Genomic DNA, 13,963 nt, shown 5'->3' with positions numbered 1-13,963 from the left:
GGCGGCGGTGTCACAGCCAGCCCTTCTCGCGGGCGACCCGGACCGCCTCGGCCCGGTTGCGGGCCGCGGTCTTCTGGATCGCCATCGACAGGTAGTTGCGGACCGTCCCCTCGGACAGGTGCAGGCGCCGGGCGATCTCGGCGTTGACCGCGCCGTCGGCGGCGGCGGCCAGCACCTCGCGCTCGCGGGCGGTCAGCGGGTTCGCCCCTTCGGCGAGGGCGGCCGCGGCCAGCGTCGGGTCGATCACCTTCTCGCCGCGCAGCACCCGGCGGATCGCCTCGGCGAGCTGCGCGGCGGGCGCGTCCTTGACCAGGAACGCGTCGGCCCCGTGCTCCATGGCGCGGCGCAGGTAGCCGGGCCGGCCGAAGGTGGTGGCGATGACCACCTTGGTCTGCGGGCGGGCCCGGCGGATCTCGGCGCAGGCGTCGATGCCGGTCATGCCGGGCATCTCGATGTCCAGGACGGCGACGTCGACCCGGTGCTCGGTCACCGCTGCCACCACCTCGTCGCCGCGCGAGACCTGCGCGACCACCTCCAGGTCGTCCTCCAGCGAGAGCAGCGCGGCCAGCGCCTCCCGCACCATGCCCTGGTCCTCGGCGAGCAGCACCCGCACCGGTCGTTCACCCGTTCCTTCGGTCACGCGGGGCAGCCTATTGCCCGCTGGGGCCGGGCAGCAGCGGAACCAGGGCGCGGAGCCGGAAGCCCCGGCCGCGGTCGGCCGGGCCGGTGAGGAGCCGGCCGCCGACCTGTTCGAGCCGTTCGCCGAGGCCGGAGAGGCCGTTGCCGGCCGCGGACTTGCCGGGCCCGGGGCCGTTGTCGACGACCTCCAGGACGGCGTAGTGCCCGTCCTCCTCCCAGGTCTCGTCGAGGTGGACGGTGCAGCGGGTGGCGCCGGCGCCGTGCCGGACCACGTTGGTGACGGCCTCGCGGAGCGCCCAGGCGAGCACGCCGGACTCCTCGGCGCCGAGGCCGGGGCGCTCCTCGGCGAGCCGGGGGTCGGCGTCGAGCTGGATCTGGCTGGCGGCCAGCGCGGTGCGGGCGGCGGCGAGTTCGACCGGGAGGGTGGGGCGGCGGAAGCCGGTGACGGCCTCCCGGACGTCGGTCAGGGACTGCCGGGCGACCTGCTCGATGTCGGCGACCTGGGCGCGGGCCTCGGGGCCCTTGCCGGCGTCCATCAGCCGGCCGGCCAGCTCGCCCTTGATGGCGATCAGCGAGAGCGAGTGGCCGAGCAGGTCGTGCAGGTCGCGGGCCAGCCGGAGCCGCTCCTCGGAGGCGGCGAGGTGCGCGACGGCGGCCCGGGCCTCCTTCAACTCCCGCATGGTGGCGACGAGTTTCTGCATGCTGTACATCGCCACGCCGGCCAGCAGGCAGGGCAGTCCGATGCTGACCATCGTCCCGGCGTCGGCCCGGATGGCGAGGCCGACCAGCACGAAGACCGCGGTGACGCCGAGGATCCCGCCGATCGCCCGGCGGCCGGGCAGCACCACCGAGGCGCAGACCGAGGTGTAGGTGAACAGGGTCAGCCAGGACTCGCCGAGGGTGAACGAGGTGGTGATCGCGATCACCAGCATCAGGCCGAGCGGCACCCGCTCCGCGGCCTCGCCGAAGACCGGCCGGTTCCGCATCACCACGACGGTGAGGTAGACGCCCAGGAAGAGCGCGAGCGCGCCGCCCCCGGCGACGGTGGCGGCCACGGTGTGCTGACCGGTCGCCAGGTCCTGGACGGGGTAGGCGAGGTAGAGCGCCCAGATGGCCGTCCAGGTGAGCTTGACCAGCAGCTGGCGGCGGGTCGCCACCGAGGCTCCGGGGTAGGTGGTCCACCGGCCGTCCGGCCCGGCCTCCCCGGACCCGGGCTGGTCGGGGTGGCGGGCCGGTGCGGGCGTCTGCATGCGGGCCATCATGCCTGCCGGGCGTCCTTGCGGTACAGGTGGGCCGCGGCTGCGGTGAAGACCACCAGGAAGCCGGCCAGCGCGAGGATCGGGGTGACCGCCACGCCCTGGCCGTGGACGAACGAGGCCAGCTGGTTGTAGTCGTAGACCGGGTTGAACCGGGCGTAGGCCTTCAGCGAGTCGCCGACCGGGAACCAGGTGCCGCCGAACAGCGCCATCAGCATGTAGACGATCATCACCACGGGCTGGATGGCGTCGGGCTGGGCGGCGTAGCCGAGGGCGACGCCGAGCGCGGCGAAGACGAAGCTGCCGAGCCAGAGCGCGGCGCCGAGGCCGAGCCACTGGGCGGCGGTCAGGTCGACGCCCTCGATCGCGCCGATCACGAAGACCACCAGGATCGCGGGCAGCGTGGTGACCGCGCAGGCGGCGATCTTGCCGAGGGTGTAGGCCCGGCCGGGCAGCGCGGTGAGCCGCAACTGGCGGGTCCAGCCGCTCTTGCGCTCCAGCGAGATCCGCTGGGCGGAGCCGGTGAGCACGGCGCCGACCGCGCCGAAGGTGGCCATCGAGACCATGAAGTACGACTTGACGGAGACTCCGCCGGCCACCGTGCCGCCGCTGCCGTAGGCGCTGATGAAGAAGACGTACAGCAGCGCGGGGTAGAGCACCGTGAACAGCAGGTACCGCTTGTTGCGCAGGGTGCGCAGGATCTCCAGCTCGATCAGGGTGGTCATCGCGCGCTCTCCTCGTCGTCCTGGTGGTCCTGCTCGCCGGTGATGGTCAGGAAGGCCTGCTCCAGGCCGAGGCCGGTGACCTCCAGGCCGCGCGGGTACAGCCCGGCCTTGTAGAGCGCGGCCACGCCCGCGTCGGCGTCGCTGGAGCGGATCCGGACGGTGCGGACGCCGTCGGCGCGGGTGCTGACGTCCAGTCCGACGGTGCCGGGCAGGGCGCGCAGCACGGCCTCGTCGAAGGTGCCGCCGTCGGAGGGGTGCAGTTCGAAGCCGATCCGGCGGGCGCCGGCCCGGGCCTTGATCTCGGCGGAGGAGCCGTCGGCGATCAGCCGGCCCTTGTGCAGGACCAGCACCCGGTCGGCGATCGAGTCGGCCTCCTCCAGGTAGTGGGTGGCGAACAGCACGGTGCGCCCGGCGTCGGCCTGGGCCCGCATCGCGGCCCAGAACTGCCGGCGGACCGAGACGTCCATGCCGGTGGTGGGCTCGTCGAGGACGATCAGGTCGTTGGCGCCGGCCATCGCGAGGGCGAACCGGACCCGCTGCTCCTGGCCGCCGGAGAGCTTGTCGACCCGGCGCTCGGCGAGTTCGGTGATCCCGGCGGTGGCCAGCACCTGGTCGACCGGGTGGCCCTTGGGGTGCACCTTGCAGGCCAGTCGGACGATCTCGCGGACCTTGACGTCGCTCATCAGGCCGCCGCTCTGCAGCATCGCGCCGACCCGGCCGGCCGTGATCGCCTCCCGCGGGCTGCCGCCGAACAGTTCGACGGTGCCGCTGTCGGGCTCGCGCAGGCCCAGCAGCAGGTCGAGGCTGCTGGACTTGCCCGCGCCGTTGGGCCCGAGCAGGGCGACCGTCTCGCCCGGTCGCAGCACCAGGTCGAGGCCGTTCACCGCCTTCACCCGGCCGTAGCTCCTGCTGACGTTCCGGAAGGCCGCGACCTCCCCCGTTCCCGTCGTCATCTCCACCGCGTCCCTTCGAGAGCCGTTCTCTCCGACTCCTCCAGGTTCCTCGGGACGGGGGTGGCCGCGGCAGTGTGCGCCGTCGTGACCTCCGCATGACGGATGTCACGGCGGGAGCCGTTACCGCAGGGGTGACGGCAGGCCGAGCGACTCCTTCAGGAAGCGGACCTGGAGCAGCAGCAGGTTCTCCGCGACCTCCTCCTGCGGCGTCATGTGGGTGACCCCGGACAGCGGCAGCACGGTGTGCGGGCGGCCGGCCGCGAGCAGCGCGGTGGACAGCCGCAGGCTGTGCGCGACCACCACGTTGTCGTCGGCCAGGCCGTGCACGATCATCAGCGGCCGGCGCAGCGAAGGGGCCAGCTCCACCAGCGAGTTGGCCCGGTACGCCTCGGGTTCGACGGCGGGGTGGCCGTAGTAGCGCTCGGTGTAGTGGGTGTCGTAGAGCTCGTGCTCGGTGACGGGCGCGCCGGCCACCGCGGCGTGGAACACCTCGGGGGCGCGCAGCACGGCGGCGGCGGCCAGGTACCCGCCGTAGGACCAGCCGCGGATCGCGACCCGGCCGAGGTCGAGCGGGAACTGCTCGGCGAGCGCGTGCAGCGCGTCGACCTGGTCCTGGACCGAGACCTCGGCGGTCCGCCGGCTGATCGACTTCTCCCAGCCGGGGCTGTGCCCGGGGGTGCCGCGCCCGTCCGCGACGATCACCGCGAAGCCCTGGTCGGCGAACCACTGCGACACCAGGTGCGGGTTGTGCGCCTGCACCACCCGCTGCCCGTGCGGGCCGCCGTACGGGTCCATCAGCACCGGCAGTTCCCCGTCGGTGTCCGGGTCGTAGCCGGTGGGCAGCAGCACCGCGCAGGGGATCCGCCGCTCCCCGGCGAACCGGAACACCGGACGGGCCGCCAGCAGCGGGGTGTCGGCGTACGAGGCGATCACCCGCGGCTCGGCGCCGTCCCGCAGCACGGTGGCGGTGGTGCCGGGGCGCAGCGGGTGCGCGGTGGTGAGCACGGTGGTGCCGCCGGCCCGGACGGCGCCGAGCGCGCCGTCGCCGACCTCCCGGACGCCGTCGGGCCCGGCCGCGAAGACGCCGAGCCAGCCGGGCGGCCGGCGCTCGAACTCGGCCGCGCCGGTGGAGGCGGTGAACAGCACGCCGTCCCGGTCGGCGCCGAGCACCGCGCGGACGTGCAGCCCGGCGTCGGTGACGGCCTCCTCGCCGACCAGCAGCACCCGGGCGCCGTCCCGGTCGGCGATCCGCACCAGCCGCCCGTCGGCGGCCCGGACGGGAACGCCGCGGAACAGCTCCAGCCAGTCCGGGTCGTGCTCGGTCAGCAGCACCCGGGTCGCCCCGGTGGCCGGGTCGGCCTCCAGCAGCAGCTGTTCGCGCTGGTCGCGGGCCTGCACCTGGAGCAGCGGCGGGGCGCCGGCGGCCCAGTGCACCCGGGCCAGGTAGGGGTGGGCGGCGCGGTCCCAGCGGATCTCGGTGCGGGTGCCGTCCAGGCCGAGCAGCCAGAGGCCGACCTCGGCGTTGGGGGTGCCGGCGGCCGGGTAGGCGACCTCGACCGGCGGGCGGTCGGGGTTGGCCGGGTCGGCGATCCACCAGCGGCGCACCGGCCGGTCGTCGACCCGGGCGGCCAGCACCGCGCCGCCGTCGGGGGCCCACCAGTGGCCGCGGTCGCGGGCCATCTCCTCCTGGGCGACGAACTCGGCCTGCCCCCAGCGGACGCCGTCCGCCTCGGGCCCGGCCAGCAGCCGGTCGCCGCTGCCGTCCACGGCGGTCACCCGCAGCTCGCCGGCCGGGGTGGCGTACGCGACGTGCGTGCCGTCGGGGCTCGGGCGCGGGTCCAGCAGCGGGGTGGCGGCGGGCAGTTCGCGGGCCGCGCCGCTCGTCGTGTCGACCGCGAACAGCCGTCCGGAGAGCACGAACACGGCGGTCCGGGCGGCCGCGTCCAGGGTGTAACCGACGATCCCGGCGGAGGTCTCCCGGCTGCGTTCGCGGCGGGCCCGCTCGGCGGCCGAGAGCTCCTCGGCGGCGCCGCCGAGCAGGACCGCCGGGTCGGCGAGCACGGTCTCGGCGCCGGTCGCCACGTCCAGGCTCCACAGCAGGTTGGCGGGCTGCCCGGTGCCCCGGGAGCGCAGGAACAGCACCCGGGCGCCGTCCGGGGTGACGGCGAACGACCGGGGCGCGCCCGCGGTGAACCGCTGGGTGCGCGCGTACTGCCGGGGGAAGGTGTCGTGCGGCTTCTCGGTGGTCATGCGGCCGACCCTACGGCCCGCGCCCAGGCGCTCACCCGTACGGCGCAGGCCGCCGCCGCGGGGGTGCCCGGCCGTCCGGACGGCCGCTGACCGGGGGCGCCGCGCCGGGGCCGACCCGCCCGACACCCCGGTGGAACTCACGGAACGTCACCCGTTCGTCACCGATCGGGTATCAGTTGACCATCGTTCCGCCCGCTGTCCCGTCCCCGGGGCCGCGCACCCGAGGAAGGGTGAGCCGTCATGGCTTTGTCCGTCTCCGCCGCCGTCCTGATGCTCGTCGTGGTCTGGGCCCTGGTCCGCCGCTCCGGCCTGAAGCTGAGTCACGCCCTGGTGTGCGCGCTGCTCGGCTTCTACCTGGCCTCCAGCTCGATCGCCCCGTCGATCCAGCAGGTGACGGCCAACCTGGCCGGGATGATCAACGGTCTGAAGCTCTAGCCTCCGCCTCCGCCCCCGCCTGCGTCGGCACGCCGTGCGGCCTGTCCGGGAGTCCCGCTCCGGGCAGGCCGTAAGCTGCCGGGCATGACCTCCGTACCCGCCCCGGCCGGTGGCCGCGGGCTGCTGCTGGTGCACGCCCACCCCGACGACGAGTCGATCAACAACGGCGGCACCATGGCCCGCTATGCCGCCGAGGGCGTCCGGGTCACCCTGGTGACCTGCACGCTGGGCGAGGGCGGCGAGGTGATCCCGCCGGAGCTGGCCCACCTGGAGCAGTCCCGGGACAATGCGCTGGGCGCCCACCGGGTCGGCGAACTCGCCGCCGCGATGCGCGAGTTGGGGGTCACCGACCACCGCTTCCTGGGCGGCCCGGGCCGCTGGCGGGACTCCGGGATGATGGGCGTCCCGGACAACGACGACCCGTCCTGCTTCTGGCGGGCGGACCTGGACGAGGCGGCCGGCCACCTGGTCGCGGTGATCCGCGAGGTCCGCCCGCAGGTGCTGGTGACGTACGACGAGAACGGCGGCTACGGCCACCCCGACCACATCCAGGCGCACCGGGTGGCGATGCGCGCCCACGAGCTGGCCGCCGAGCCGGGGTTCCGCCCGGAGCTGGGCGCGCCCTGGCGGATCGCCAAGGTGTACTGGAACCGGGTGCCGCGCTCGGTGGCCGAGGCCGGGCTGCGGGAGACCGCCGCCGAGGCCCGGTTCGGCGGCGTCGCACCGGTCGGGCAGCTCCCCGGCGTGGTGGACGACCGGCTGGTCACCACCGCCGTCGACGTCTCGGCGCAGCTCGCCGCGAAGGCCGCCGCGATGCGGGCGCACGCCACCCAGATCGTGGTGGACGGCCGCCACTTCGCGCTCAGCAACGACCTCGGGCAGCCGCTGCTGGCCACCGAGTACTACGAGCTGGTGCGCGGCCCGCTCGGCCCCGGCTCCCCCGAGACCGACCTGTTCGCGGAGGTGGCACGGTGAGGTTCCTGCACGCGTTCTTCGGCACCCGGGACGAGCGGATCGCCGAGCCGCTGCCGCCGCGCGGCCTGCGGATCGCGCTGTACGCGGTGCTGTTCCTGCTCGGCGCGGCGGCCTCGGTCTGCGGAGCTTTCGTGCAGACCCTGTGGCCGCCGCTGGGCGTGCTGCTGGCGCTGCTGGCCTGCGCCGGGCTGTTCTACGGCGGGCTGCGGGCGACCGGCACCAAGCTCGGCGCGGGCGCCGCGCTGGGCGGCTGGTTCCTGGTGCTGGCGGTGCTGATGGCGCCCCGCCCCGAGGGCGACCTGGTGCTCACCACCGCGGTCACCTCGTACGCCTACCTGTTCGGCGGTTCGGTGCTCGGCGTGGTCTGCGCGACCCTGCCGACCCGCACCGGGTTCCTGTTCGGCGGGCCGGTGCCGGAGCCCCGACGGACCGTCAGGGACGGCGACCGGTAACGCATACCGGGGGGATTCGGACCATTCGTCTGCCCCGGTCGCCGGACGGGCCGGATTCCTTGTCGGTATGGTGGTGCCTCGGCGGGCCACCCCCACTGTCCGGTCCGACCGGGCGGGACGGTAGCTTCGGCACCACTCGCGTGCCGGGGCGCTCGCCGCAGCCGACATGTGAACAGCTGATGTCCCCGGGGCCGGTCGGCCCGCCGCACGCCGCACGCCGTCGTCCGTCGGTCACCCGCCCCATACGCAGCGGACGGCCCAGCCGGCCCGGCCGCGAACCCGGAGCAGAGCAGCATTGAGCAGCCGCGAATCTGACAACGCCCACCCGCAGCCCCGCCGCGGTGGCCCCGACGCGTACCCGTCGGGCACCCCGCCGTACGGCACCGGCCTGCCCGGTGGGATCGGCGCGGACCCGGCCGCCGGACGGCCCGCTCCCGGTCCGCGCGCCGACGAGGCCGACACGCCGAAGACGGAGACCACGCTGACCACCCGGGTGCGGATCAACATCCCCGGCTCGCGGCCGATCCCCCCCGTGGTGGTGCAGAGCAAGGTCAAGGACGGGAAGGGCGGCAAGGGCGGCAAGGCCCGGGCCGAGCAGCCCGCCGACCCGGGCACCGACCCGGCCGGCCCGCGTCACCGCGGCGGGGGCAGCGACCCGGTGCTCGGTGTGATGGACGGCGGCTCCCGGAACGCGACCGCGCCGGAGCTGCCGCCGGAGTGGCAGGAGCCCGCGCCGAAGCCCTCCGAGTCGGAGTCGACCGGCGAGTGGTTCAAGCCGCGCCAGAAGGGCCGTCAGGAGCCCGCCCCGGCGGGCGTGCAGGCGGCCCCGGCCCCGGCGGTGGCCGCCCACCCCGGCGGCGCCCGGCCGGACGGTCCCGGGACGGCCCCGCAGGGCCGGCCGGCGCCGCGCCCCGCCCAGCAGTCCCCGCAGCAGCAGCCGCAGCAGGCCCAGCGGCCGGCCCCGCAGGCCCAGCAGCAGCCGCCCGCGCCGCGCCCGTCCGGCGCGCCCGCCTCGCCGTTCGGGCCGGAGGACCCGTCCTCCCGCACCGGCGGGCACCCGATGCCGCCGCAGGGCGACCCGTTCGCGGAGCGCCCGGCCCCGCGGAAGCAGCGACCGCAGTCCCCGCCGCCCGCCGGCCAGGACCCCTTCACCGCGCCGCCGTCCGCGAACGGCCGGCCCGCGGGCAGCGGCCGTCCTCCGGGCAGCGGCCGCCCCGGCGGTGCACCGGCCCCCGGTCCGGGCTTCCCGGGCGACGGCGAGGGCGAGGACACCCAGATCGGCGGCTTCGACCCGATCACCGGTGACGACCTGCCGACCGGGCCGGGCATATCCGCTCCGGCCGGCGGCGACCCGTTCACCGACCCGCCCACCACCGAGCTGTTCGGCGGCCCGGCCGCCGACCGGGGCCGGCGCGCCGAGGACCCGCCGACCACCCAGCTGTTCCTGAACGGCCCGGCCGCGGCCGCCCCGCCGGGCGCCCCCGCCGACCCGTTCGGGACCGAGCGCCGGCGCCCGGCCGGCGAGGGCGGCGGCCGGTTCGCCGACGTGCCCGCCGCGCAGCCCTTCCCGGGCGGGCCGCGGGCGGCCACCCCGAAGCGGCCGGTGCCGCCCGCCACGGCGCAGGCCCAGGCGGAGCCGGAGGCCGAGCCCGAGGCACCGTCCGGGCCGAAGGCCGCCCCGAAGGCCCGCGGCGCCCGGAAGCTGCTGCTGACCGCCGCCGTCGCGGTGCTGTTCCTCGGTGCGGCGGGCTACGGCGCCGGCCTGATGATGAACCAGTCCGACATCCCCAAGGGCACCACGGTGCTCGGCACCTCGATCGGCGGCGACTCCCGCGACCAGGCCGTGACCGTGCTGGACGGCTCGGTCGGCAAGATCGGCCGACAGCCGCTGAAGCTGAAGGTCGGCGACCAGGCGGTGGAGCTGGACCCGGCCAGCGCGGGCCTGTCCTTCGACACCACCGCGACGGTCGACTCGCTCACCAAGCACAGCTACAGCCCGGTGGACGTGTTCGGTTCGCTGACCGGCAGCGGCAAGGCGGTCCAGCCGCAGGTGCGGGTCGACAAGGCCAAGCTGAAGGCCGCGCTGGACGACCTGGGCGCCAAGTCCGGGCAGAGCAGCCTGCAGGAGGGCTTCGTCCGGTTCACCGAGGCGGGCGCCGCCGAGGTGGTGCCGGGCAAGGCCGGCCAGTCGCTGGACTCGGCCTCCGCCGCGGACAAGGTCGAGCAGGCCTACCGGGACCGGGCGGCGGGCCGGCCGGAGACCGAGCTGGTGCTGCCGACCGCGGCAGCCCAGCCGAAGGTCGGGCAGGACGCCCTGCAGGCCGCCGCCGACTCGCTCGGCAAGCAGGTGCTGAACGGCAACATCACGGTGACGGCGGGCACCAAGCCGTTCGTCTTCGGCCGCAACACCGCGGCGAAGGCGCTGGTGCTGGCGCCGGACGCGTCCGGCACCGTGGTGCTGAAGTGGGACCTGGACAAGCTGGGCGCCGCGATCGGCCCGGCCTTCGACAAGGTGAAGACCACCAAGAACGGCCAGCAGGTCCCGATCACCCCGCAGGACGTCGCGGACGCGATCGGCCAGACCATCGCCAAGAGCGGCAAGGACCGGGTCTTCAAGTTCCCGGCCTGACGCTCCGTCAGCCCTCCCCGGCGGGCGGGGGGGGGGGGGCGGCCCCCCCCCCCCCCCCGGGCCGGCGCGGCCCCCCCCCCCCCGCCGCGCGGCCCCCCGCCCCCCCCCGCGCCCCCCCCCCCACCCCGCCCCGCGCGGCGCGCCGGGGGTGTGAGCCGCGCCCGCCCCCCCCCCCCCGCCCCCCCCGCGGGGGGGGGGGGGGGGGCGCCCCCCCCCCCCGCCCCGCCGGCGTACTGGCGAGTCCTCGCCACTGGCGTCGCAGAACCGGGCGAACCGGACGGCGCAACCGCCCGGCCACATCGCGTTACCAATACTTGATCCGTCGTAGGTCGACAAGTCCGTTCACCGGCTCGCAAGATGTGCCGCGTGCCGAGACCCCGCTTCCCCCTCCTGCCGGCCGCCGCGACGGCCGTCCTGGCCCTCGCGCTGTGCTCCTGCTCCGCCGCCGACGGGTCGGCCCGGAGCGGGTCGGCCGCGGCGGTCGGCGGCGACGGGCCGCGGATGACCCAGCAGGCGATGAACCCCGCGCCGCGCGAGGCGCTGCGGCAGGGCGGCACCCTGCGGTGGGCGATCGACCAGTACTCCAGCCAGTGGAACCCGCTGCAGGCGGACGGCTCCGAGGCCTCCACCAACGACGTCGCCAAGGCGCTGCTGCCGACCTTCTGGCGCTCCGACGCGGGCGGCACCCAGACCCCCAACCCGGCCTACCTGGTCAGCGCCCGCAGCGAGCAGCGGCAGGGCAAGCAGGTGGTGGTCTGGACGCTCAACCCGAAGGCGCACTGGTCCGACGGCCTCCCGATCACCTGGCGGGACCTGCAGGCGAACTGGCAGGCGCTGGGCGCGCTGGACCCCGGCTATCGGACCGCCACCTCGAACGGCTTCGACCAGGTGGAGAGCGTGGTCCGGGGGCAGGACGACTTCCAGGCGGTGATGACCTTCAAGGAGCCGTACTCGGAGTGGCAGGCGATGTTCAACAACGCCGGCAACGCCCCGCTGCTGCCCGCCCGGTACGTCTCCACCCCCGACCAGTTCAACACCTCCTTCCGGGGGCAGATCCCGGTCTCCGGCGGGCCGTTCAAGGTCGCCGACATGGACCCGGGGGCGCGCACCGTCACGGTGGTCGCCGACCCGGCGTGGTGGGGCGACAAGCCGCTGCTCGACAAGATCGTCTTCAAGGCGTACGACACCGGCACGATGCCGCAGGCCTTCGCCCGGGGCGAGGTCGACTTCTACAACAACGGCCCCAACGCCGAGGGCTACCGAACCATCCAGCAGACGGCCGGCGCCGAGGTCCGCCGGGCCGGCGGCCCGAACCTGCGGCAGCTGGTGCTCAACGGGAAGAGCCCGGTGCTGGGCGATCCGAAGCTCCGTCAGGCGCTGATCCAGGCGATCGACCGGTCCGAGATCACCCGCACCGACCTGGCCGGCCTGGACTGGCCGTACGTGCCGATGAACAACCACTTCCTGGTGCCCTCGCAGCACGGCTACCAGGACAACTCGGGCGGCCTGAGCCGCTTCGACCCCGCCGCCGCCCGGGCCGCGCTGGACGCGCTGGGCTGGAAGCCCGGCCCCTCCGGCGTCCGCGGCAAGGACGGCAAGGACCTGGTGCTGCGCTTCGTGGCGCCGGCCTCGAACAACCTGGCCGCCAACGAGAGCGAGGCGGTCACCCGGATGCTCGCCACCGTCGGCGTCACCGTCACGGTGCAGACCGTGCCGGCCGGCGACTTCTTCGACCGCTACATCTACCAGCACGACTTCGACCTGACCGCCTTCGCCCTGCTGGGCACCCCCTTCCCGGTGTCCAACTCGATCAGCACCTTCCAGCAGGACTCCGGCTCCAACTGGTCGCAGGTGGGCAGCAGGACGCTCGACAGGGCGATGGCGGAGGCCGCCCGGGCCGACGCCGTGGACGAGGAGACGGAGGCGCTCAACCGTGCCGACGCGGAGGCGTGGCAAGTCGCGGGCCTGGTTCCGCTGTACCAGCGGCCGGCCATCTACGGGGTCCGCAAGGAGCTCGCCAACATCGGCGCCCCGGGACTCGGAGACTTCGTCTACGAGAACATCGGGCTGATGAAGTAACAGCGCGGCGAGGTCTCGCCAATGGCGGGAAATTGCCAGCCGGGTGGCGCCCCCCGCGCCACCCGAATTGAGGCACCCCTACCCATGAATTCGCTGCGGCACGCCCGAAAACACGGGTGTCCGATAATCGGACACCCAATTGCGTCCGAGAATTCCGGTGAATGACCACAAAACGGACACCAGGTCTACGCGCGTCGTGCGACCGTCACGGACGGTGCGACGTCCTGATACCGGAGTAGACCGTGCATGGTTACGGACATGTGAACGGCAGTTGAGTGCGTATGTCCGGTTTTGACCGTCTCGCTCGATCGCTGTCAAGAGTCCGAGAACTACAAAGTGGTTGACATTCCAGCACGAAGCAGGAAATGGGCCGCCGACAACTGAGGAACTCTTGACGTTCGATAAACGACTTGCAAGAGTCCATTCATCCAAGTTCTTACTCCTTGCTTCTGCACGGACCACGGTCGGGAGCTTTAGCACCATGACGACGCCAACTGGGACGACGGCCGAGGGGGATCCCACCCTCGCCAAGTCCACGGACGCCGCCGGCGCCAAGCCCGGCGAGCTCCTCGGGCGCACGCCGGGCCAGATCGCCTGGAGCCGCTTCAAGCGCAACCGCACGGGCGTGGTCTGTGCAGTGATCACCCTCGGGTACATCGCGGCGGCCCTGCTCGCCCCGGTGATCTCCGCGCTCTACGGGAAAGACCCCGAAGTCTTCTACGGGCTGAGGGACTCCAGCCTGCTGGACTCCCTGAACCTGCCGGTCGCCCCCAACGGCGGTATGAGCAGCGAGTACTGGTTCGGCATCACGCCGGGCACCGGCCAGGACATCTTCACCAACATCGTCTACGGCATCCGCACCTCGCTCGGTGTGGGCCTGATCGTGGTGGCCACCTCCACGGTGCTCGGTGTGGTGGTGGGTCTGGCCCAGGGCTACCTCGGCGGCACCTTCGACTACCTGGTCGGCCGTTTCAGCGACATGCTGCTCGCGCTGCCGACGCAGCTGACCGCCATCGCGTTCTTCCCGATCGTGGTGAACGCCATCGTCCCGATCGACAAGGAGACCCCGTTCTGGGTCCGCCTGGTCGGCATGTGGACGATCCTGGCCCTGCTGGGCTGGATGGGCATGGCCCGTCTGATCCGGTCGATCACCATCAGCCTCCGCGAGCGCGAGTACATCGAAGCCGCGAAGATCGCCGGTGCCTCGCCGCTGCGGATCATCTTCAAGGAACTGCTGCCCAACCTGGCCACCACCATCCTGGTGCAGGCGACCCTGACGCTGCCGGCCATCATCACCGCCGTCGCGGGCCTCTCCTTCCTCGGTGTGGGCTTCACCAGCCCGACCCCGGACCTGGGCCGGATGTTCTCCGACGCCGCCCAGTACTACGAGTCCGACATCACCTATCTCGTCTTCCCGGGCGTGGCGCTGACGACCTTCGTCCTCGCCTTCAACCTGCTCGGGGACGCGGTCCGGGACGCTCTCGACCCGAAGACCATCCGGTAGCACCACCTCGCACCACGCGCATCACCCAGCAACACCCTGTGTCCAGCAGTCCCCGGTGGTGCACCG

At 74.1% G+C, this 13,963-nt stretch carries 11 protein-coding genes; 6 read left to right on the top strand and 5 right to left on the bottom strand.

What is annotated here, in order from left to right:
- Positions 1 to 10: 10 nt before the first annotated feature.
- The 5 genes from ACIOHG_RS04540 to ACIOHG_RS04520 form a co-directional block, all read right to left on the bottom strand.
- On the bottom strand, positions 11 to 640 hold the full coding sequence (locus ACIOHG_RS04540; protein WP_400945210.1) for a response regulator: 630 nt from the start codon (positions 638 to 640) through the stop codon (positions 11 to 13).
- Positions 641 to 650: 10 nt separating this feature from the next.
- Entirely contained in the window at positions 651 to 1,889 is a 1,239-nt protein-coding gene (locus ACIOHG_RS04535) for a sensor histidine kinase (protein ID WP_400945208.1), read from the bottom strand.
- Between the two features lie 8 nt (positions 1,890 to 1,897).
- Complete coding sequence (locus tag ACIOHG_RS04530) at positions 1,898 to 2,620, bottom strand: ABC transporter permease (protein ID WP_400945206.1); 723 nt, start codon at positions 2,618 to 2,620, stop codon at positions 1,898 to 1,900.
- The gene (locus ACIOHG_RS04525) at positions 2,617 to 3,573 is read right to left on the bottom strand and encodes an ABC transporter ATP-binding protein (RefSeq protein ID WP_400945204.1); all 957 of its coding nucleotides are present in this window, start codon (positions 3,571 to 3,573) and stop codon (positions 2,617 to 2,619) included. The genes ACIOHG_RS04530 and ACIOHG_RS04525 overlap by 4 nt, the downstream gene beginning before the upstream one ends.
- Positions 3,574 to 3,693: 120 nt before the next feature.
- Positions 3,694 to 5,823, bottom strand: coding sequence for an alpha/beta fold hydrolase (locus tag ACIOHG_RS04520; protein ID WP_400945202.1), 2,130 nt, complete (start codon positions 5,821 to 5,823; stop codon positions 3,694 to 3,696).
- A gap of 240 nt (positions 5,824 to 6,063) precedes the next feature.
- On the opposite strand from ACIOHG_RS04520, the gene ACIOHG_RS04515 reads away from it, so the two are divergent.
- From ACIOHG_RS04515 to ACIOHG_RS04490, 6 genes are all read left to right on the top strand, one after another.
- Entirely contained in the window at positions 6,064 to 6,258 is a 195-nt protein-coding gene (locus ACIOHG_RS04515) for a DUF2304 domain-containing protein (RefSeq protein WP_400945200.1), read from the top strand.
- 84 nt (positions 6,259 to 6,342) lie between these two features.
- Positions 6,343 to 7,233, top strand: coding sequence for an N-acetyl-1-D-myo-inositol-2-amino-2-deoxy-alpha-D-glucopyranoside deacetylase (gene mshB / locus ACIOHG_RS04510; RefSeq protein ID WP_400945198.1), 891 nt, complete (start codon positions 6,343 to 6,345; stop codon positions 7,231 to 7,233).
- On the top strand, positions 7,230 to 7,685 hold the full coding sequence (locus ACIOHG_RS04505) for a DUF6113 family protein (RefSeq protein ID WP_400945196.1): 456 nt from the start codon (positions 7,230 to 7,232) through the stop codon (positions 7,683 to 7,685). The genes mshB and ACIOHG_RS04505 overlap by 4 nt, the downstream gene beginning before the upstream one ends.
- A 295-nt stretch (positions 7,686 to 7,980) precedes the next feature.
- Positions 7,981 to 10,314 carry a hypothetical protein gene (locus tag ACIOHG_RS04500; protein ID WP_400945194.1) on the top strand — a complete coding sequence of 778 codons (2,334 nt, stop codon included), beginning with the start codon at positions 7,981 to 7,983 and terminating at the stop codon, positions 10,312 to 10,314.
- Positions 10,315 to 10,680: 366 nt separating this feature from the next.
- Positions 10,681 to 12,393, top strand: coding sequence for an ABC transporter family substrate-binding protein (locus ACIOHG_RS04495; protein WP_400945192.1), 1,713 nt, complete (start codon positions 10,681 to 10,683; stop codon positions 12,391 to 12,393).
- 481 nt (positions 12,394 to 12,874) lie between these two features.
- Entirely contained in the window at positions 12,875 to 13,897 is a 1,023-nt protein-coding gene (locus ACIOHG_RS04490; protein WP_400945189.1) for an ABC transporter permease, read from the top strand.
- Positions 13,898 to 13,963: the final 66 nt, after the last annotated feature.

The organism is Kitasatospora sp. NPDC088134, assembly GCF_044741705.1.
Lineage (GTDB): Bacteria > Actinomycetota > Actinomycetes > Streptomycetales > Streptomycetaceae > Kitasatospora.
Note: the sequence above shows the minus strand (reverse complement) of the source record. Positions and strands in the feature narration are given on the sequence as shown.

What these genes read in the sequence shown, in the direction of transcription:
- ACIOHG_RS04535 (WP_400945208.1), bottom strand. Translation starts at nt 1,889, where the DNA reads ATGCAGACGCCCGCACCGGCCCGCCACCCCGACCAGCCCGGGTCCGGG.
- ACIOHG_RS04530 (WP_400945206.1), bottom strand. Translation starts at nt 2,620, where the DNA reads ATGACCACCCTGATCGAGCTGGAGATCCTGCGCACCCTGCGCAACAAG.
- ACIOHG_RS04525 (WP_400945204.1), bottom strand. Translation starts at nt 3,573, where the DNA reads ATGACGACGGGAACGGGGGAGGTCGCGGCCTTCCGGAACGTCAGCAGG.
- ACIOHG_RS04520 (WP_400945202.1), bottom strand. Translation starts at nt 5,823, where the DNA reads ATGACCACCGAGAAGCCGCACGACACCTTCCCCCGGCAGTACGCGCGC.
- ACIOHG_RS04515 (WP_400945200.1), top strand. Translation starts at nt 6,064, where the DNA reads ATGGCTTTGTCCGTCTCCGCCGCCGTCCTGATGCTCGTCGTGGTCTGG.
- mshB (WP_400945198.1), top strand. Translation starts at nt 6,343, where the DNA reads ATGACCTCCGTACCCGCCCCGGCCGGTGGCCGCGGGCTGCTGCTGGTG.
- ACIOHG_RS04490 (WP_400945189.1), top strand. Translation starts at nt 12,875, where the DNA reads ATGACGACGCCAACTGGGACGACGGCCGAGGGGGATCCCACCCTCGCC.